This is a genomic window from Microvirga sp. 2TAF3, from assembly GCF_052114965.1.
Classification (GTDB): domain Bacteria; phylum Pseudomonadota; class Alphaproteobacteria; order Rhizobiales; family Beijerinckiaceae; genus Microvirga.
This window is the reverse complement of sequence record NZ_JBFRFT010000015.1, coordinates 57530-75650: the sequence shown is the minus strand read 5'-3', so window position 1 is coordinate 75650 and position 18121 is coordinate 57530. Positions and strand designations below refer to the sequence as shown.

Below are 18121 nucleotides of genomic sequence, written 5' to 3'. Positions count from 1 at the left end.
CGATCTGGCGAGACGTTCGCAGGGCCACTTCGCCGAGGGCGGCCTTGGTCCCGTCGACGAGAATGGGCACGTTGCCCTGCTCGTTCCGGTAGCCACGCCGAAGGTAAAGGATACCATCCGCAGCAGTCCGCGCGAGCGGAGCATTCGCCCGTCGACCGAGCGGGAGGCCCTAGAAAATGTCCTTGAGACGGGTCGTATCGAAGAGATTTGACCCAGGATGGGATCACGTCACGCCCCGATCTGGAGCCTCATGATGTCCTTTCTCGCCAATGCCCTCACCTGGATGGCCGAGCCCTGGTTCGCGATTCCTTGGTACGTGGTCGGCGTGCTCGGCGCCATTTGGGTGGTCTACGACAGCCTGACGGCCAATAGTGCCTTGAATCCACCGCTGAAGGTGTGCTGGCCGATTCTCATCCTCTTCTTCTCGATCATCGGGATAGGGCTCTACCTCGTCACATCGCGCCCCTCCGATATCGCTCGGTACAACGGCCGGGAGGACAAGATGCGCCGCTTCACGGAGTACTCGAAACCGCGCTGGCGCAAGGTCGTCGCGTCGGCGGCTCACTGTGTCGGCGGAGATGGCCTCGGCATCATGACCGCGATGGTGGGGGCGCGGCTGTGGGGCTTCACTTTCTGGCAGGAGTTCTGGTTCGAGTATGCGGTAGGCTTCGCCTTTGGCTGGTTCATCTTCCAAACCTGGGCCATGCGGATGCACAATAACGGCTGGCTGATGTCGCTCTGGAAGGGCGGGCGGGCCGAGTTCTTCTCAATGATCACCGTCATGGTCGGCATGGGGCTGGTGATGCGTTTCGTCACGCCCGCCGTGGTTGGCGAGCAACCCCTGCCTGACACCTATGCCTTCTGGACTTTCGGAGCCTTGGGCTTGCTGGTCGGCTTCATCGTCACCTATCCGATGAACTGGGTTCTGGTCACCATCGGCTGGAAGCACGGCCAGGGCCACGAGCACATGCTCGAGAAAATGGACCAGCAGAAGGTAGACGGGACACAGCCGCAGGGCCGGCCCGGGCAACAGCCCGTTCCGCACGGATCAGGAGGATGAGCTTGCTGAGGAGGTTTGTTGGCGTTGCCCTAATATTCGTGGAGAGTACCTTTCCGGTCTTGGCGCAGACGCCTCCGCCCCTCGGCCAAGCATCGAGCGCTCCTCGTGACATAGGCATCGCCGTCTTTCAGGATGGGCTCGCTTCCGAGATGCGCACCAGTGCCGGCAAGCTCGGGAGCGGAGACCGCTATGCAGCGACCCGGGCGCTCGACCAAGCTCGGCATCTGGCAAAGGCAATGACCTCCGCCGTCGGCGTTGACCCTCAGGCTAGACACGCCTTCACGGCGGCCCTTGAGGCAATCCGCGCCGGCCGCGCGGCGCTTCAGAACGGCCGACCGGCGGAGACGCGTCAGATCCTCGCAGACGGAGCAGAAGCTCTGGAGAAAGCTCGACTGGATCGATCTATTCCGCCCCTGCCCGGCGGGTCGGCCATTGGGGACGCGGAAGGGAGCCCCCTTCTTAATACCCATGGCGAAACCCTGGGTCAGTTCAGAGGCTTCGAGACCCGCTCCTCATCGGGAGTGCCGCCCATCCGCCTCGAGGTGGGCGGTCTTGGCTTCGGGATCGGAGCCAAGACGATGGCCTTGCCGGCGGCGCCTCTTCTTCTCGGCAAACCATACATGGTGCTTGCAACGGATACCAAGCCATCGGCCTTGGAGCCGAAGTAGCATCCTGGGACCCCGTCATACCCTCCCATGCGCGAACAGGCTTGGGAGCTAGGGAAAGGAGCAATTCTCCCATGGGTTCTCTTGCGCTCGTTGCTCTCATGGCAGCAGCCCTTCTGGCCCTCGTTCATGTGATCACGCCGTCACTGCGCTTCCTCGAAGGCACCCCGCGCAGCATCTGGCTGTCCCTCGCCGGCGGCGTGTCGGTGGCCTATGTCTTTGTCCACCTTCTGCCCGAGCTCGCTGAGGGCCAGGAACAGGTCAGCCGTGCAGTGGCGAAGAGCGAGACCTTCGCCGAGCGGCACGTCTATCTCATTGCCCTTGCAGGCCTTGCCGTATTCTACGGCCTTGACCGCTTGGCCAAGTCATCGCGCTCCAGGCGGGAAGGCAAGATGGTGCAGTCCGGCCGGGACAGCGAGGCGGCGCAGGCTAGCACCAGTCGCGAAGTGTTCTGGATCCATATGGGATCCTTCGCGATCTACAATGCGCTGATCGGCTATCTGCTGCTTCACCGGGAGGTCATGACGCTCCCGGCGCTGCTGTTCTTCGTCGTCGCGATGGCCCTGCACTTCCTGGTGACCGATTATGGGCTCAACGAGGACCACAAGGCCCCTTATCGCCACACCGGCCGGTGGGTGCTTGCGGCAGCCGTGCTACTGGGCTTGGGCATTGGCTATGCCACGGAGATCTCGGAGGCGGCCATCGCCGTTCTCACGGCCTTCCTGGCTGGAGGCGTCATTCTGAACGTGCTTAAGGAGGAGGTGCCGAGCGAGCGGCAAAGCCGCTTCTGGGCGTTCGCGGCGGGCCTGGCGGCCTATGCTGCACTCCTGTTGACCCTTTAGCCGCCCCTCGACATGGCACAGCGAGCGCCATGCGGCCTCACATGAGGACCGTGATGATTGAACCCGTCCCATCCTTCGGTGGTTGAGCAGGCATGCCGTCCAATAAACTGCCGGAGATCCGCGATGCTCAACCTCGACAAAATTCACGAAGGCATGGATGTCCTGACATCCGACGGTCAACGGCTCGGTGCCGTTCGCGAGATCATGGGGCACATGCTGTTCCTGGACGGAGTGACATCGTCTCCCGAGCCCGACAGGACCTCGGTTCCAATGATCTGGATCATCGACATTGGCCAGGTGGTTCATCTCGCGAAATCGCGCGAGCAAGTGGAGAAGGAGTGGCAAGCGGGGGCCAAGTCGAGCCTCTGAGACGCCACCGGAGCAGCTTCCTCGGCGCCGGTCCTTACTCGACCTTCTCAACCGAGTAGCCGGCCCCCTCGATGGCGAAGCTCACGATCTGCGGGTCGGTGGATTCGCTGACCCGCACCTCGCCTCTTTCTGCATCGGCCTCGACGGCGGTGTCGTCGCCGAGCTGCTTCTGGATGGCCCGGGTGACCGCCTTCTCGCAGCCGGCGCAGGTCATGCCCGTCACCTTGTAGGTTCGCATCGGAGGCTCCTTCAGTTTCTGCGAACCGTTTATCGCGGCTGGGACGGGGACGCCTCGCCGGACGGGGCTCCCTTAAGCGCGAGCCGCGCCAGCTCAGTTGCTGCCTTGCGGACCTCGTCCTTCGCATAATCCGCCACCTTGACCTGAGCGGGCGAAACCACCGGGTCGGACAATCGATCGCCTTCGATGCGGAACGTGTAGGATCGGCCGTCCGGCGTGAAAATCACCGCGATCTGGTCGCCTTGGTGTTCGATCCGAAAGTCGTCCGTGTTGGGGGCATCCATTCAAATTCTCTCAAGGAGTCTGCTCCTGCTTTGAGAACATCGGACGCGTTAAGTGGTTTCCAGGTTTGGGACTGATCCCGCGCTCCGAACAGATCGACGCCTCGCACGATGCAGCAGATTCAGCTCTTTGGCTTTCTCTCCCTCGGCTTCATCGTCCTGGCCGTCGTCTGGCTGCCTGTTCTCCTTCAGAGATCCCCCTTGAGCCTGCCGATCCTCGCCGTTGCTTTCGGCTATGTGTTCTTCCTCCCCATGCCCTCGGACCGGTTCTTTGCAACCTACAGCATGGCCACGGAGGTACTGCTCGAGTTCGTCCTCGTGATCGCCGTCATGGGCGCAGGGTTGAAGGTCGACAGGCGTTTCGGCCTGAACCGCTGGTCGAGCACTTGGCGTCTGCTCGGCCTTGGCATGCCGCTGGCGATCGCAGGGATTGCCGCGTGCGGGGTGTGGATCCTCGATCTCCCTGCCACCGAGGCGGTCTTGCTTGCAGGAATCCTGGCCCCGACCGATCCGGTCCTGGCCTCGAATGTGCAGGTCGGCCCACCCGGCGTGGGTGAAGAGGGGGAGGTTCGCTTCGCGCTGACGTCCGAAGCAGGGCTGAACGATGGGCTCGCCTATCCCTTCGTGATCCTTGGCCTCCTCCTCATGGGCCATCCATTGCAAGCGGAATTGATCGAGAACTGGGGTCTGGTCGACCTGCTTTGGAAGATCGGCGCTGCGGTCGCTGTCGGTCTGGTGGTCGGCCGTGGGATTACGGCGATCAACCAGCGCATCCCTAAGCAGTTTCGGCTCTCACAGTCCGAGAATGGCTTGGCATCTGCCGGAGTTGCGCTGCTCGTTTATGGCGCCGCAGAGCTCATCCACGCTTACGGCCTCGTCGCCGTCTTCACGGCAGCGTCGACCATCCGCAACACAACGAAGAACCTCAATTACACCCGCGATATTCACAGTTCGGCCGAGCAGGTCGAGCAACTGGTCTCGATCCTGATCCTCGCTCTGTTCGGTGGCGCGCTTGCCGAAGGCCTTATTGCTTCCCTTGATTTTCGCGAGGTGGTCTTCGCCCTGATCGTCCTTTTCGTCCTCCGCCCGGCCTCCGTGCTCCTTGGCTTTGCTCGCTCACGACATCCGATGCCCGTGCGGCTCGCCGTCGGCTTCTTCGGCATCAGGGGCCTCGGCTCGCTCTACTACACAGCCTATGCCATCAATGAAGGCCATGCGGGTGATCCCGAACGTCTATGGCGGATCGTGGGCGTCATCGTACTGCTGTCGGTCGTCGTTTATGGCCTCAGTGCTGGCCCTGTCATGGATATGCTCGACAGGATGAGGAAGGCTCATACGCCTTAATGAAGCCCTCATCACTGCTCATGGTGTTGCCCCTCGTTCTCGACGCACGCCCAGAACAGCGCGGCGATTCGCGCTTGGTTACAGCCTAAGCCGGACCCTTCTGCCGGATAATGATCCGAAAGGGGTACTGCCGACGTGAAACGACTTAGGCTTGCGCAGATGCCTAATCGTTCTTTGTGCCCTTCTATGACCTTAGCGGGCTAAGACCAAACATATGGCCCTGAGAGTGTCAGATGAGCGATGTCGCCGCATAGAGCATCGAACGCAAAAGTGGGAACCGGCTTTGCGTGGAAAGATGCTCAAGACCATAGACTGACTGCATCGGATGTGAGTTCGACTTCACGGCCGATGCTGTAGTACAGGCTGGAAGGGGGCGGACGATCTTGGCATGGCGTTAAGCTCTACGCACCGGCCAATATTTCAGACCCAACCCGTGTCTCCCAATTCCGCCGGTCCCTCAGGGAGGGCTGTCGGGCTATCTGGTTCGCCTATCCGAGCCGCGGAGGGAGTCGCCGCGGCATTGAACCGAACCGTCTATTCGACCGTCCCGACCGCGTATCCCGCGCATTTGATAGAGAAGCCTACAATCTGAGGATCGGCGGCCTCGCGGACCCGCACCTGCACCTGCCCCTGAACGGGATCGCAACGTTCGTCCCGCAAAGTCTCGTGAGCATGTGGCTTCGACGGACTGTGCATCGGCGTGGCACCTGACCCTAACCCGGCTTAGAGGGCTGAACTAAATCTTGATTGCCCAAGCCGCCGTGTTTCCATCGCATTTTGGATCCTCGCCTAAGGCATGCTCGCAAGGGAAAGAGGGTCGGGCTCCTCATCGGTTCACAGATGCTATCGACGCGGGCATAAGGCATAGCCCCCGCCTCCAAGCCAATCCCGCTTTAGGGCCTGCTTCCCGGGCTTTTTCCAGCACGTGAGTGGCTCTTGCGCATGGTCTTCCCGGATGATGGTCTGCCTGGGCGGGTGAAGCGGAACAAAGCCTATCTCGTCCAGCGCCTCCCCAAAGGTCTTAATCTTCGTGGCCGGACGGGGTTCGTCACCGGGCTGGGACTTCGGCTTCTCTGCCAAGGTCATTCTCCTCAAATCAGGAACCCGCGACTTGGGCGCGGTGACAGCTTAGTTCTGCTCCTCAGGCTTTCGCCAGCGCGTGAGTCGCCTGGCGCGTCCCATTCGTCGGAGGGTGATCCGCCTGGGCGGGGTCAGTGGAACGAAGCCGATCTCATTGAGTGCCTCCCCGAACGTCTTGGCCTTCGGGCTTGGTTGAGCTTGTCGTAGCCTTCTCGCGTAGATCTCAGGGCGATCTCCCTTGAGGGGAACAGCATCCTTCACGAGGTCGGACCACCAAGGGTCGCCAGCGGAGAGCCTGATCACGTCGCTTGCCCCGAGCGCGACAAGTGAAGGGGCGCAGGGCAGCCGGTGAGAACTTTCCGCCAGGATATGTCTCACATCCCCAGCGATCGCCTCCACGTCGGCATCAGCCACGACGATTATGACATTGATGTCGTTACCCGATCTACCCTGACCTCTGGCAGCGCTGCCGTAGACCCAGGCCGCCAGCACCCCTTGGTGCGCGCTCATGCAGGCCCGCAAGCAATCCATGACCTCGGTGTAAATCCGCTCCTCAGTTGCAAAAAGCTCCCGAACGGCTCGCATGATCGGATGATCGCCCATGCGGAACAGCATTACTCTCCCGCCCCTGACCATGGAAACGGCCCCGTTCGCCACCAGCGTGGCGAGGATATCTTTCACTTCCTGACGTGTCAGCGCTGTCTGGTTCGAGAGTGTCCTGATGGAGAGCCCACGCTCATGTCGGCTCAGTTCGCGCAGGACACGGATCTGACCCTCATTTCCCAGGATGGTCGACACGGGATACCGTAGGAAACTCTGGGCGACTAGCCTGTGCGCCATTTCGACATCTCCCGAAGATCCAACATGAAAAGATGATTGGCTCCGTGAGAACCGACATTGGCGTCGGCGACACCGAGCCCCTTTGCAAGGCATGCGGCCCGCGGTTGCGCTTCCAGCCGCAGGAGTTCGTGCAGCGGCTCTTCACCACACAATACGTCGTGCATCCCGACCTTCTTAAACTGCATTCTGGGCGCCATCAGTGCTTCACGCACCTTGCTGCGACAGCGACCTCGATCATCCTTCGCAACTTGCGCAAGGATCCTCCCGGCCACGCTCTGGCGATGGCTTCCATTTCGATCGCGTCGAGCGGACTCGCCCAGCGGTGATCGAGCCCCTGTTCGGCCAGGAGATCCGCAATGATCTGGCGGCTGAGGGCCGGGAGATGCTCGTGTCCAGGCTCGGGAAACGGAATGATACGGCACCGGTCCCGCAGCGGGCTCGGCAGTCCCTCGAGGGAGTTGGCAGTCATGAGCCACGTCACGTGCGAGAGATCGCATGGCGCCTGCACGTACGGATCATGGAAGCGGCTCGCCGTCTCCCTCTCCAGGAACGCGAGAAGCGCGTCATGCACTTGGCCGTTGTGCCGGGACGTTCCGACCTTCTCGATCTCGTCCAGAACCGCGCCGGGTCCTGCGATCCTGTGCCGGGTGATAAGAGCAGCCGGGAGCGATGGCTCGCCGGTGGACCAGCGACGGCCCGTGCCCGCGAAGGCCCCATCGGAAAGTCCCCCACACGGGATGACGTCATGCGGGATGGCGAGGACTGTCAGGAGGCGGCGCGCAAAGCGAGACTTCCCACAGCCAGGAGATCCCACCAGGATGGTCGGGCGGAGCTGGACATGCGGCCGGACGGGAATGTCCAGGAGAATGCGATCAATGATGTCGCCCGCGTAGGGGAACTCCGCCCTCAAGGCTGCCCGGGCGGCTCCAAGGTCAGGCATGAGCACCAGTGGAAGTGCCTTTCCCGTGAGCTCCTCGAGCTCCTTGGCGACTTTCTTTCCTTCCCCCGTATTGGCGTTCCCGACCTGACGGAACACCACGGCCGACGGCAAGGAAGCTCCATCGACATCCTGCGGGATCGCCGCGCCCGCGGGCCTTGCCGTTGCCGGTTGCTGCACCTTTGCGTTTGCGACCTGCGGACTGTCGGATCGAGCAAGTGACGCCTGATGCTCGACTATTCCGATCAATCGGAGCCCTAAGCTAGCGGCCATTGCTCCCGGCCTTCCGGAACGCGGCGGGTAAGCCTCGGTGCCCAGGAAGGAGAACTCGGGATCGGATATCGCAAACGAGATCCAACCGAGTGCGGCCTGGATCATCCCGACGGCCGTGTCCCACTGATCCATGTCGCGGTCGAGGCTGATCGCCACCCCGACCGCGTCACGGGCCAGATCGAGGGCAGCACGCTGATCACCCAGGTGCGCGAGATAGATCCGGCACCGCAGCCGCCAGGACCAGGCACAGGATGGCAAGGTGCTCGCGGCCTCACCGAGGATGGCCATGAGTGCCTTGACCTCGTCCGCACCGGCGCTGACGGTAAGTTGCTCGAGGTGATGAATGACCGCAGCGAAGTGGGCGTGATCAGCCTTCCGGCGAAGCCGCGGCAACAATCTCTCGGCGAACGCCTGCATATCCTGTTGGATAGCGTCTCCGAGAAACGGCATCCCGGCGAGCAGTTCGTGTTCGGTGGGGAGATGGAGCCCAGCCAAGGCCGCCTTCCTGCGGCGTTGGAAGTGCCTGCGCGCCCGCTCTGCATGGCGCTGCGCGTCCTGGAACGACTCGCCCGATTCCATGGCCGGTCCTCGTCAGGAGGCCGAACCGGCCGTGGACTGCGGCCGGCCAAGCAGGTACCAGCGTGAGAGCGTCCTGGCCCATCCCTGATGCTCGGCGAGGACCCAGAGATCGGAGGTCATGACGGGGCGGCCAGTGCCCGGCGGCCGCGGATGATCGGGGACATACCCGACGAGGCACGGAACGGGCCTGACCGCCCGTACCCAATGATTGAGAATGGGAGCGTTCTTGAGATCGTCGCCCGTTGGGCTCTCCCCTTCCGCGATCGCCCTTATGTCTTCGGCCAGCCGCTTGAGCCGGTCGATCTCCTGGGAAACGGTGGTGCGGTCCAAACCCCGCTCCTTTGTCATCACGAACATTGCAATCCTCATAAGCTCGGCTGTGCATGTCCCGGTCGTGCCATCTGGTCGAGCGAACGTGCACGCAGGCCGCGCGGGCGACCCACTGGTTATGGACAAGCGGTGTTTTGTGGAACTGGCTCTCGCCCGAATGGCGAGGCCTTAAGAGAGTTCGCTGGGGTGACTGGATGAACAACAGCCGTGGCCCAACTTGAAAACGAAGTCACACGGTCCAGAGGTGATGCCTCACCAGTCCTCTTCCGCAATCCCTGTTAAGGTGCCGCTCCCGCCGAGGACCGCCCCCGCGACCATTGTGGCCGCGTCCAGTTCTCCCACTTCCATATGGAAGCAGGAACCGGAGCCGATCCTGCTCGACCACAGATCGAGATGGTCGAGGTAAGGGGTTCCCGGCACCACGACGGAGAGCCGTCGTGCATCGTCCAGCACCAATCCGCGGCGGGCCAGGAAGGCTGCGAAATCCTCTTTCTCGAAACTTGACGGCCAGCCGACAGGCAGGACCGACACCGGGGCGCGCCAACCGGTTGGACGCTGCTGATCCGCAGCTTGCCGCGCCAGTGTGTCCTCGTATTCCTGATAATCCATGATTGCCGCGTCAACCTCGAGCTCGCTGCTCCGCATTGGCAGAAGGATCCGCGCCTCCATGCCGCCGAGCATGGTCATGGTTTCGCGGAACGTCTGAACGGGCGTGTCAACAATAATGGGGCGGCACTTTGGCCTTATCGACGCATGAAAGCGGATCTGGGCTGCTACGGCGTTGATGTCGTCTCCCATCACTAGAGCGGTTTCGAAGGGGATCTGTTTGACGCGGTTCAACACGGGGAAGCGCCCTGAAGGGAGCACCTGAATGTGAAGTGGTCGCCATCCTAGCTTGTGGGCTCCGGCCGCGAGCTGGACGCTGCAAGTTGTGCGAGCAGCCCCTCCCTTCCTGCTTGAAAATACGATCAGCTCCATGATGTCCTCCTGGATTGGCAAAGGATCCGGAAGAGCCCGATCCCACGCTCAGTGATGGTCCAGATCCTTAGCCCGGGCGTGGCTCGTAGTCCGGGCCTTTGGGAAGGACTCGGGAGGATTTTGGGAGTTGTGCCCGGGCACGTATTCCCGGGTGGGGCGGGCATTCCCGGGGACAGGAATGAATAGGATCGAATCCTTTCGCCTTCCCAAAACTTCGATGATCGCAAGGGAGCGGGCAATCAGCTTGAAATTGCCCTCATGCTCCGAAACTGGGCGAAGGGGCAGATCAGCAGGCTGCCGATGGGCTAAGGCGTCGTGCCTCTGACAGGCAGCCTATGACGAAATAGGACCTTGAATCTCACAGGCACGGTGTACCGCATAGCCCTTCGCCGGCAACCGAAGACAATGATTTCGGAATCCGGTATAGAAGCTTGGCAGGCTTTACACACTCCACCCGGGAGCACCGCGGCCGCTCGGGAGAGATGTGCGGACAGGAGTACTTCATACCCATTCAAGATGGCAGATGACCCGCTGCAACCTGCCTACCTGAAAACGTACGGGCAATTCTGCCCTTCAGTCGCCCAATTTGGGTCCGCTCATTCCAACTTATCGGGGTCCTAGCCATGTCCTTGCGGCAGGATTCCCTAGAGGAGTGCTTGTTTTCCCGGGAATATGGCATCGCCTGCAAGGCTTGGATGTGTCACTCATTTGCCCCTGAGCAATAGGTCTAACAAGATTCGTGGGGCATCAGGAGTTCGCGATTTGGAAGGGTATGGAAGCCCTGCGTTGTATGAATGTTGTATCCGCCGCAGCAAATGCTCAGCCCTAATACAACGAATGCCCTTTAAGGGTTTGTTCTTCCGAGAGAAAAAATTGGAGCGGGCGATGGGAATCGAACCCACGACATTCAGCTTGGGAAGCTGACGTTCTACCTCTGAACTACGCCCGCATGAGCCGTGCTCCGAGGTTCCTCAGGCCGGTCATCGTCCGCAGGAACTTAACAAAGCCCCCAGGCCCCTGTCCATCGACTTCTATCCATACCGGCGCATATCCACCTCTCCGCCTTCTCTGCGGCGCCGGCGATGCACCGCATATCGCAGGAGCGCATGGATGAGCTTCGATATCGATCCGTGGATTGCTATCGGCGTCGTGCTCGCCACGGCGACCACCGATGCGGCTTACGTGTTCTTCAACGCCGCGGTCGTTGCAAAGCATCGCGTTCGGGCGGCGAACTGGAGCGGGATCTGGTATCTGCTCTCGGCCTTCGCCGTCATCAGCTACACGGAGCATGCCATCTACGTGGTCTTCGCGGCGCTCGGCTCCTGGATCGGCGCCTTTCTCTCAGTAACTTGGCTTGTGCGGTCTCCGTGGACGAGGAATTAACGCTTTGCCGAATTCCTCACCCCGAACTCTTATCGGAAATGCTTGGAGAGCTTCAGGCTCTGCGCCTGATAGTTGGAGCCCGCGCCGGAGCCGTAGAGAACCTGCGGCCGCTCCGCCATGCGCTCATAGACGAGGCGACCGACGATCTGGCCGTCCTCCAGGATGAAGGGCACGTCGCGGGAGCGCACTTCGAGCACCGCGCGGGCCCCCTCCCCGCCAGCCGCCGCATGGCCGAAACCGGGATCGAAGAAGCCGGCATAGTGAACACGGAATTCGCCGACCAACGGGTCGAAGGGCACCATCTCGGCGGCATAGTCGGGCGGCACATGTACGGCCTCTTTCGAGGCCAGGATATAGAACTGGCCGGGATCGAGGATGAGGGTCCGGCTGGCATCCGCATAAAGCGGCTCCCAGAAATCCGCGACCCGGCACGAGCCGGGCTTGTCCACATCGACGAGGCCCGTATGCCGCTTGGCGCGGTAGCCGATGAGATTGTCCGGACCGAAGCCCGCGAGATCGACGCTTACCGCGACGCCGTCCTGGATCGACGGTTCGGCGGAGGTCACGATCCGCTCGCGCTTGTGAAGTTCGTGAAGATCGGCATCGCTCAGGCGCACTTCGCCCTTGCGCAGACGCAACTGCGACAGGCGCGTGCCGGTTCTCACCAGGACCGGGAAGGTGCGGGGGGAGATCTCCGCATAAAGCGGGCCCTGATAGCCTGCGCCGATCGTGTCGAATTCCTGGCTTCGGTCCGTGATGACGCGGGTGAATACGTCGATGCGGCCGGTGGAACTCTTCGGATTGGCGGCGGCGGAAAGATCAGGCGGGAGGGCGAGGCCCTCCTGCAGTTCGGCGATATAGACGCAGCCGGTTTCGAGGATGGCCCCGGCACTCAGGTCGATTTCGTGGAAACTCAACTGGGCCAGCCGGTCGCGAACCGTGTGATTGCGGCCCGGCAGGAAACTGGCGCGAACACGCCAGACGCGCTTCCCCAGCCTCAGATCGAGACTCGCCGGCTGCACCTGATCGGAGGCGAAAGGTGTCTCCGGCTTGATGATGCCCGCTTTCGCAAGGCGCTCGATAGCATCGGCCGATTGAATCCCGTCCTGCAACGCAACCATATGTTCTTCCGACGGGCCTTGTGCCCACTCCCCTGCTGAAACCCGTCAATATCTCTAAGGGATGTTCCGGAATTCTCAAGAAATTCCATCCTCCTCGTCGCTAAAGGCCCGCCAGGCGAGCACGATCCGGGCGAGAGCGCTCATGAAAGTGAGGCTGGCAAAGGCATATGCGAGAACGGGAAACCATTGCGGCTTCAGGATCATGAGGACGAAGAACAGAATCGTCTCCGTCCCCTCCATCAGCCCGACCGTGAAATAGATGGACTTGACCCCGCGCAGGGAGCTTTCCAGCCCGCGCTTGGCCGCCACAGCGGAGAAAGCCAGGAAGCTCGTGCCGTTGATATAGAACGAGAGGAGCAGGACCGCCGCCGGAACGGCAAAGGTTTCCGGCTCGCGCAGGGCAAAGGCGAGCGGAACGGCGCCATAGATGGCGAAATCGCAGACGATGTCGATGAAGCCTCCCCGATCCGTGCGGCGGGAGGCGCGGGCGATCGCCCCGTCCAGACCATTGAGGATCCGGTTGAGCGCGAACAGGAACAGCGCCAGGCCATCGACCTGCAGAACAATCATGAAGGCGGCGGCAAGGCCGGCTGCGAAGCCAAGGCCAGCAACCAGATCGGCGGAGACACCCCTGCGGGCAAGCCGTTGCCCGATCCGGTCCAGGGGCGGGTCGACGATCCGGCGTATCCATCCGTCGAGCATGGGATCCTCTCCTGTTCCTCTCAATTGACGGGGATCGAGGGCGGGCTTACCACGGCGTTGGTGCCGCATTCCACCGGAGTTCCTCCGGAGTTCTTCGCAACGCCTTTGAGAGAGACCGATGTACAAGGCCGTAACCCGCGGCATCAGCGTCACCGTGACGCCCCGCTACATGCCGGAGGAATCCTCGCCTCCCGAAGGCCGGTATTTCTTTGCCTATACGGTGGAGATCATCAATACGGGCCTGGAGCGGGTTCAGCTTCGCGCACGCTATTGGAAGATCATCGACGAGCGCGGCCAGATGCAGGAAGTGCGCGGCCCGGGTGTCGTCGGCGAGCAACCCGTTCTCGGCCCCGGCGAGAGCTACAGCTATACCAGCGGCTGCCCCCTGACGACGCCGAGCGGCACCATGCAGGGCTGCTACGTCATGGAAACGGGCAGCGGCGAGACCTTCAACGCAGAAATCCCAGCCTTCTCTCTCGACAGCCCCTACACCAAGCGCGTGGTTCATTGAGGTTTTAATGTCTTCCAAAGGCCAGCGGCTGACGCCGCTTGAAATGCTCGCGAAGCTCGTCTCGTTCGATACGGAGAGCTCGAAATCGAACCTTGCGCTGATCGATTTCGTCGAAACCTACCTGAAAAGCTGGGACGTTCCCTATATCCGCGTGCCGAACGAGGCCGGGGACAAGGCGGCGATCTACGCGACGGTCGGGCCGCAGGACAGAGGCGGCGTCGTTCTCTCCGGGCATACGGACGTGGTTCCGGTAAAGGGCCAGACCTGGACGTCGGATCCTTTCACCTTGCGGGTCGAGAACGGTCGCGCCTATGGCCGCGGCGCGGTGGACATGAAGGCCTTCGATGCGCTGGCCCTTGCTCTCATCCCCGAATTCCAGGCAGCGGATCTCAAGACCCCGATCAACATCATGCTATCCTATGACGAGGAGACCACCTGTCTCGGCGTTATCGACACCATCCGCCGCCTCGGGCACGAATTGCCCCTGCCGAAGGCTGCCATCGTCGGTGAGCCGACGAACCTCGAAGTGGCCGATGCGCACAAGAGCGTGGTGACGTTCGCAACCACCGTGCATGGCTTCGAGGCCCATTCCTCAAAGCCCTATCTCGGCGCGAGCGCCGTGATGACGGCCGCCGAACTGGTCTGCGAGCTCAACCGCATCTCCGACGAGATGATGGAGCGCGGCGATCCGAGCGGACGTTTCGATCCGCCTTATACCACCGTTCACGTCGGCACGATCGTGGGCGGCACCGCCCGCAACATCATGGCGAAATCCTGCACTTTCCATTGGGAGTTCCGCGGCCTGCCGAGCCTCGACCCGCAGGAAATCCCGACCCGTCTCGACCGCTTCGCCACAGAGATCGCCCTCAAGCGCCTGAACCGTTTCGGCGATTTCGGACGCATCGAGACGCAGCTCGAGGTCGCGGTGCCGGGCTTGGCGCCGGACACGGGCTCCGCGGCGGAAACTCTGGCCTTGCGCCTTGTGGGGAAGAACAGGACCCAGACCGTGCCGTTCGGGACGGAAGCCGGACATTTCCAGGCCGCCGGAATTCCGACCGTAGTCTGTGGGCCGGGCTCGATCGACCGGGCTCATCAGCCGGACGAATACATCACCCTGGAGGAACTCGAGGCGGGCGCCACCTTCATGCGCCGCCTCGCCGCCCATTGCGCAAGCTCTTAAGCCGATTGCGACTCGGCCTTGGCGATCTCGGCCTCCACATCGGCAGGGTCGAGGTCGTAGAAACGTGAGCAGAACTCGCAGGTGATGCCGATACGCCCGTTGTCGCCCACCATGTCGCGGCGATCCTCGGGCGAGAAGCGACGCATCATGGACATGACGCGGGTCTCAGAGCAGCGGCATTCCTCATGCACGCTCTGCCCCTCGAAAACGCGCACGCCGCGTTCATGGAAGAGGCGGTAGAGCAGCCGCTCGCTGGAGACGGCGGGATCGACCAGCTCGTGATCCTCCACCGTTTCGATCAGGGCCTTGGCCTCGACCCAGGCGTCATCCTCGTTCGGAACGGCGAGATCGTTGGAGGGATGACCCTCCGGGATATCGCCCGGCGAGAAATCGCCCTGGCGCATCCTCTCGGGGGAATTAGGCAGGAACTGGATCATCATTCCGCCGGCCCGGTAGGTGTGCCGCCCGTTCTCGAACTGCTCCGCCACAGCCAGACGCACCCGGGTCGGGATCTGCTCGGATTGGCGGAAATACTGGTGCGCCGCCTCCTCGAAACCCTGTCCCTCCAACGCAACCACGCCCTGATAGCGGTTGCGGTCGGAGCCCTGATCGATGGTCATGGCGAGATGGCCGGACCCGAGAAGATCGCCTGTCCTGACAGCCCCGGAACCGAGGGCGTCGAGCTTGTCCTTGTCGAAACGCGCCGTCGCCCGCAAGCGATCCGGCGCATCGAAATCGACGACCACCATTTCGATGGGACCATCAGTCTTGGTCTGAAGCTGGAAGCGCCCTTCGAACTTGAGGGAAGAGCCGAGCATCACAGTGAGCGCCGCAGCCTCTCCGATGACACGGGCGACGACATCGGGATAGCCGTGGCGCGTCAGGATCGTATCGATGGATGAGCCCAGACGGACGATGCGTCCGCGCACATCCAGCGGCTCGACCGCGAATGGCAGGACGACGTCATCGACGCCTTCGAAAGGTGCGGATGTCATGCGCTGGCGGCTCCCAGGCACCATGCCAGGATGCCTTTCTGCGCATGGAGGCGGTTCTCGGCCTCGTCGAAGACGACCGATTGCGGCCCGTCCATGATCTCGTCCGTCACCTCCTCGCCCCGATGGGCGGGCAGGCAATGCATGAAGACGGCGTCCTTGTTGGCTACACCCATGAGCTTCCTGTTCACCTGATAGGACTTGAGCAGGTTATGGCGGCGGAACTCGTCCTCGTCGCCCATGGATACCCAGCAATCGGTGACAATGGCGTCGGCCCCTTCGGCGGCCTCGAAAGCATCGGTCGTCACGACGATCTCCGCTCCTTCTTTCTTCGCCCATGTCAAAAGCTCGGGACGGGGTGCAAGTTCCGGCGGAGATGCGATCTTGAGCTTGAAATCGAGGCGCGCGGCGGCATGGACCCAGGAGGCGAGCACGTTATTGGCGTCGCCTGTCCAGGTGATCGTCCGGCCCTGGATGGGCCCGCGATGCTCCTCGAAAGTCATCACGTCGGCCATGATCTGGCAGGGATGGGTCATCTTGGTGAGACCGTTGATGACAGGAATCGACGCATTCTGGGCCAGCTCCGTCACCATCGCATGGTCGAGGGTGCGGATCATGATGGCGTCGACATAGCGGGACAGCACGCGGGCGGTATCGGCAATGGTTTCGCCGCGGCCAAGCTGCATCTCCTTGCCGGTCAGCATCAGGGTCTCGCCGCCAAGCTCGCGCATGCCGACATCGAAGGAGACGCGGGTGCGGGTGGAGGGTTTGTCGAACACCATGGCCAGGACCTTGCCCTCGAGGGGCCGGTCCTTCGCGCGCTCGCCACGGCGGCGGTTCGCCTTGATCGTCGAACCAACATTCAGGACATGGCGGATCTCGGCCCCGGACAGGTCGCTGAGATCGAGAAAGTGACGGGTCTTCATTCGGCGGCTCCCCGCTGGGCAACGGTTTTCAGCTCGGCTTCAATGGCCGCGCAGGCGGCATCCAGGCGGTTCATGGCCTCCGCGACGTCCTGATCCGTGATGATCAGGGGCGGCAACAGGCGGGTGACGTTGTCGCCGGCGCCGATCAGAATGATTTTCTGCTTGCGGGCGGCGGCGATGAATTCGGTATTTGGCACATGGGTGCGCAGACCCATCATGAGTCCCTGCCCCCGCACCTCGGCGATAACGCCGGGATGGCGGTCCATCAACTCGGCCAGGCGCTGCTTCAGAAGCAGGCCCACGCGCTCCACGTGCTGCAGGAAGCTGGGCTGCAGAATGACGTCGAGCACCGCATTGCCGACGGCCATGGCGAGCGGATTGCCGCCGAAGGTGGTGCCATGGGTGCCCAAAGTCATACCCTTCGCAGCCTCGGCAGTGGCAAGGCAGGCCCCGAGCGGGAAGCCGCCGCCGATACCCTTGGCGACCGACATGATGTCGGGCGTGATGCCGGTCCATTCATAGGCAAAGAGCTTGCCCGTGCGGCCGACGCCGGTCTGGATTTCATCGAAAATCAGCAGAAGGCCGTGCTCGTCCGCAAGGTCGCGCAAGGCCCGCATGAAGGCATTCGGCACCGGGCGGATGCCGCCCTCGCCCTGGATCGGTTCGATCATCAGCGCCGCCGTCTCGGGCCCGATGACGGCCTTGAGGGCGTCGAGGTCGCCGAAGGGCACCTGGTCGAAGCCCTCGACCTTGGGGCCGAAGCCCTCCAGATACTTGGCCTGACCGCCTGCCGCGATGGTGGCAAGGGTCCGGCCATGGAAGGCACCCTCGAAAGTGACGATACGGAAACGTTCGGGATGTCCCTTCGCCGAATGGTACTTGCGGGCCATCTTGATGGCCGCCTCGTTGGCCTCGGCACCGGAATTCGAGAAAAACACCACATCCGCGAAGGTATTTTCCACCAGTCGCTGGGCCAAGCGCTCGCCTTCGGGGATCTGATAGAGGTTCGAGGTATGCCAGAGCTTGGCCGCCTGCTCGGTCAGCGCCTTCACCAGATGCGGGTGGGCATGACCGAGGGCATTCACGGCAATTCCCGCCCCGAAATCGAGATATCGCTCGCCATCTCGGCCGAAGAGCCAGGCCCCCTCCCCTTTTTCAAAGGATATATCGGCACGTGCATAGGTCGGCAGCAATGGCGACGTCACGGGATCATTCTCCGCTTGAAGACCCAAGGTCGCACCTGGAGGGGCGCACTTGGGCCAGAAAAAGAAAGCGCCGCCCGGTACGGGGCGGCAGCCTGACGGATTCTAATGAGACCAGAGACCCTGTCAATTCAAGAGAAATGAACTAAATCATCACAAGGGGAAGAGCTCGGCAAAAACGAGTTCCCTGGGGAAAACGGCGAGGCTTGTCCGGGGACTCTTGCGCCGGAGTCCACCCATCTAGTAACTTCTGAGCCGTCGAGTACGCATTCGTGCGGCGGCTTTCAC

Annotated in this window: 20 protein-coding genes and 1 tRNA gene; 8 read left to right on the top strand and 13 right to left on the bottom strand. The window is 62.2% G+C overall.

What is annotated here, in order from left to right:
- Positions 1-250: 250 nt before the first annotated feature.
- The 4 genes from AB4Y97_RS15175 to AB4Y97_RS15160 all read left to right on the top strand — a co-directional run bounded on the left by AB4Y97_RS15175 (position 251) and on the right by AB4Y97_RS15160 (position 2936).
- Positions 251-1060, top strand: a complete 810-nt coding sequence (locus AB4Y97_RS15175) for a DUF4396 domain-containing protein (protein WP_441999880.1) — start codon at positions 251-253, stop codon at positions 1058-1060.
- A gap of 2 nt (positions 1061-1062) precedes the next feature.
- The gene (locus AB4Y97_RS15170) at positions 1063-1728 is read left to right on the top strand and encodes a hypothetical protein (RefSeq protein ID WP_441999879.1); all 666 of its coding nucleotides are present in this window, start codon (positions 1063-1065) and stop codon (positions 1726-1728) included.
- Between the two features lie 71 nt (positions 1729-1799).
- Positions 1800-2567, top strand: coding sequence for a hypothetical protein (locus AB4Y97_RS15165; protein WP_441999878.1), 768 nt, complete (start codon positions 1800-1802; stop codon positions 2565-2567).
- Positions 2568-2690: 123 nt separating this feature from the next.
- On the top strand, positions 2691-2936 hold the full coding sequence (locus AB4Y97_RS15160; RefSeq protein ID WP_441999877.1) for a DUF2171 domain-containing protein: 246 nt from the start codon (positions 2691-2693) through the stop codon (positions 2934-2936).
- Between the two features lie 34 nt (positions 2937-2970).
- On the opposite strand, the gene AB4Y97_RS15155 is transcribed toward AB4Y97_RS15160, so the two are convergent.
- On the bottom strand, positions 2971-3174 hold the full coding sequence (locus AB4Y97_RS15155) for a heavy-metal-associated domain-containing protein (RefSeq protein ID WP_441999876.1): 204 nt from the start codon (positions 3172-3174) through the stop codon (positions 2971-2973).
- A gap of 29 nt (positions 3175-3203) precedes the next feature.
- Positions 3204-3458 carry a hypothetical protein gene (locus AB4Y97_RS15150; protein ID WP_441999875.1) on the bottom strand — a complete coding sequence of 85 codons (255 nt, stop codon included), beginning with the start codon at positions 3456-3458 and terminating at the stop codon, positions 3204-3206.
- A gap of 108 nt (positions 3459-3566) precedes the next feature.
- Here AB4Y97_RS15150 and AB4Y97_RS15145 point away from each other — a divergent pair, with 108 nt between their 5' ends.
- Positions 3567-4799, top strand: coding sequence for a cation:proton antiporter (locus tag AB4Y97_RS15145; RefSeq protein WP_441999874.1), 1233 nt, complete (start codon positions 3567-3569; stop codon positions 4797-4799).
- A 1128-nt stretch (positions 4800-5927) separates the two neighbouring features.
- Here the strand turns inward: AB4Y97_RS15145 and AB4Y97_RS15140 are convergent.
- From AB4Y97_RS15140 to AB4Y97_RS15115, 6 genes are all read right to left on the bottom strand, one after another.
- Positions 5928-6719, bottom strand: a complete 792-nt coding sequence (locus AB4Y97_RS15140) for a hypothetical protein (RefSeq protein ID WP_441999873.1) — start codon at positions 6717-6719, stop codon at positions 5928-5930.
- Entirely contained in the window at positions 6704-6904 is a 201-nt protein-coding gene (locus tag AB4Y97_RS15135) for a hypothetical protein (RefSeq protein WP_441999872.1), read from the bottom strand. Before AB4Y97_RS15135 ends, AB4Y97_RS15140 begins: the two co-directional genes overlap by 16 nt.
- Positions 6905-6915: 11 nt before the next feature.
- Entirely contained in the window at positions 6916-8508 is a 1593-nt protein-coding gene (locus AB4Y97_RS15130) for an AAA family ATPase (RefSeq protein ID WP_441999871.1), read from the bottom strand.
- 12 nt (positions 8509-8520) lie between these two features.
- A complete protein-coding gene (locus AB4Y97_RS15125; protein ID WP_441999870.1) occupies positions 8521-8865 on the bottom strand; it encodes a DUF6634 family protein in 345 nt (114 codons plus the stop codon).
- Between the two features lie 225 nt (positions 8866-9090).
- Positions 9091-9816, bottom strand: a complete 726-nt coding sequence (locus tag AB4Y97_RS15120) for a hypothetical protein (RefSeq protein ID WP_441999869.1) — start codon at positions 9814-9816, stop codon at positions 9091-9093.
- Between the two features lie 874 nt (positions 9817-10690).
- Positions 10691-10765, bottom strand: a tRNA-Gly gene (locus tag AB4Y97_RS15115).
- Positions 10766-10926: 161 nt separating this feature from the next.
- Between AB4Y97_RS15115 and AB4Y97_RS15110 the strand changes: the two genes are divergently transcribed.
- On the top strand, positions 10927-11199 hold the full coding sequence (locus AB4Y97_RS15110; RefSeq protein ID WP_441999868.1) for a hypothetical protein: 273 nt from the start codon (positions 10927-10929) through the stop codon (positions 11197-11199).
- Between the two features lie 29 nt (positions 11200-11228).
- Here the strand turns inward: AB4Y97_RS15110 and AB4Y97_RS15105 are convergent, their stop codons facing one another.
- Together AB4Y97_RS15105 and AB4Y97_RS15100 are read right to left on the bottom strand one after the other, a co-directional pair.
- Positions 11229-12320: a 2'-deoxycytidine 5'-triphosphate deaminase gene (locus tag AB4Y97_RS15105; protein ID WP_441999867.1), complete on the bottom strand. Its 1092-nt coding sequence runs from the start codon at positions 12318-12320 to the stop codon at positions 11229-11231.
- A 75-nt stretch (positions 12321-12395) separates the two neighbouring features.
- Entirely contained in the window at positions 12396-13022 is a 627-nt protein-coding gene (locus tag AB4Y97_RS15100; RefSeq protein ID WP_441999866.1) for a CDP-alcohol phosphatidyltransferase family protein, read from the bottom strand.
- A gap of 118 nt (positions 13023-13140) precedes the next feature.
- Between AB4Y97_RS15100 and apaG the strand changes: the two genes are divergently transcribed.
- Both apaG and argE read left to right on the top strand, forming a co-directional pair.
- Entirely contained in the window at positions 13141-13533 is a 393-nt protein-coding gene (gene apaG, locus AB4Y97_RS15095) for a Co2+/Mg2+ efflux protein ApaG (protein ID WP_441999865.1), read from the top strand.
- 7 nt (positions 13534-13540) lie between these two features.
- Positions 13541-14713 (top strand): acetylornithine deacetylase, encoded by a 1173-nt coding sequence (argE, locus tag AB4Y97_RS15090; RefSeq protein ID WP_441999864.1) that lies wholly within the window; start codon positions 13541-13543, stop codon positions 14711-14713.
- Here argE and AB4Y97_RS15085 read toward each other — a convergent pair.
- Genes AB4Y97_RS15085 through AB4Y97_RS15075 form a run of 3 tightly spaced genes read right to left on the bottom strand, consistent with a single transcriptional unit; the run spans position 14710 to position 17836 of the window.
- The gene (locus AB4Y97_RS15085) at positions 14710-15708 is read right to left on the bottom strand and encodes an Hsp33 family molecular chaperone (RefSeq protein WP_441999863.1); all 999 of its coding nucleotides are present in this window, start codon (positions 15706-15708) and stop codon (positions 14710-14712) included. The two genes, argE and AB4Y97_RS15085, sit on opposite strands and share 4 nt — an antisense overlap.
- On the bottom strand, positions 15705-16631 hold the full coding sequence (gene argF, locus AB4Y97_RS15080; RefSeq protein WP_441999862.1) for an ornithine carbamoyltransferase: 927 nt from the start codon (positions 16629-16631) through the stop codon (positions 15705-15707). The genes AB4Y97_RS15085 and argF overlap by 4 nt, the downstream gene beginning before the upstream one ends.
- Positions 16628-17836 (bottom strand): aspartate aminotransferase family protein, encoded by a 1209-nt coding sequence (locus tag AB4Y97_RS15075; protein ID WP_441999861.1) that lies wholly within the window; start codon positions 17834-17836, stop codon positions 16628-16630. The genes argF and AB4Y97_RS15075 overlap by 4 nt, the downstream gene beginning before the upstream one ends.
- Positions 17837-18121: the final 285 nt, after the last annotated feature.

Bases quoted from the DNA above. Each gene is read 5' to 3' on its own strand.
- AB4Y97_RS15165 (WP_441999878.1), top strand. From the start codon at position 1,800: ATGGGTTCTCTTGCGCTCGTTGCTCTCATGGCAGCAGCCCTTCTGGCC.
- AB4Y97_RS15130 (WP_441999871.1), bottom strand. From the start codon at position 8,508: ATGGAATCGGGCGAGTCGTTCCAGGACGCGCAGCGCCATGCAGAGCGG.
- AB4Y97_RS15105 (WP_441999867.1), bottom strand. From the start codon at position 12,320: ATGGTTGCGTTGCAGGACGGGATTCAATCGGCCGATGCTATCGAGCGC.
- AB4Y97_RS15100 (WP_441999866.1), bottom strand. From the start codon at position 13,022: ATGCTCGACGGATGGATACGCCGGATCGTCGACCCGCCCCTGGACCGG.
- AB4Y97_RS15150 (WP_441999875.1), bottom strand. From the start codon at position 3,458: ATGGATGCCCCCAACACGGACGACTTTCGGATCGAACACCAAGGCGAC.
- AB4Y97_RS15140 (WP_441999873.1), bottom strand. From the start codon at position 6,719: ATGGCGCACAGGCTAGTCGCCCAGAGTTTCCTACGGTATCCCGTGTCG.
- argF (WP_441999862.1), bottom strand. From the start codon at position 16,631: ATGAAGACCCGTCACTTTCTCGATCTCAGCGACCTGTCCGGGGCCGAG.
- AB4Y97_RS15125 (WP_441999870.1), bottom strand. From the start codon at position 8,865: ATGTTCGTGATGACAAAGGAGCGGGGTTTGGACCGCACCACCGTTTCC.
- AB4Y97_RS15155 (WP_441999876.1), bottom strand. From the start codon at position 3,174: ATGCGAACCTACAAGGTGACGGGCATGACCTGCGCCGGCTGCGAGAAG.
- AB4Y97_RS15145 (WP_441999874.1), top strand. From the start codon at position 3,567: ATGCAGCAGATTCAGCTCTTTGGCTTTCTCTCCCTCGGCTTCATCGTC.
- AB4Y97_RS15135 (WP_441999872.1), bottom strand. From the start codon at position 6,904: ATGCAGTTTAAGAAGGTCGGGATGCACGACGTATTGTGTGGTGAAGAG.
- apaG (WP_441999865.1), top strand. From the start codon at position 13,141: ATGTACAAGGCCGTAACCCGCGGCATCAGCGTCACCGTGACGCCCCGC.
- AB4Y97_RS15110 (WP_441999868.1), top strand. From the start codon at position 10,927: ATGAGCTTCGATATCGATCCGTGGATTGCTATCGGCGTCGTGCTCGCC.
- argE (WP_441999864.1), top strand. From the start codon at position 13,541: ATGTCTTCCAAAGGCCAGCGGCTGACGCCGCTTGAAATGCTCGCGAAG.
- AB4Y97_RS15160 (WP_441999877.1), top strand. From the start codon at position 2,691: ATGCTCAACCTCGACAAAATTCACGAAGGCATGGATGTCCTGACATCC.
- AB4Y97_RS15085 (WP_441999863.1), bottom strand. From the start codon at position 15,708: ATGACATCCGCACCTTTCGAAGGCGTCGATGACGTCGTCCTGCCATTC.
- AB4Y97_RS15120 (WP_441999869.1), bottom strand. From the start codon at position 9,816: ATGGAGCTGATCGTATTTTCAAGCAGGAAGGGAGGGGCTGCTCGCACA.
- AB4Y97_RS15175 (WP_441999880.1), top strand. From the start codon at position 251: ATGATGTCCTTTCTCGCCAATGCCCTCACCTGGATGGCCGAGCCCTGG.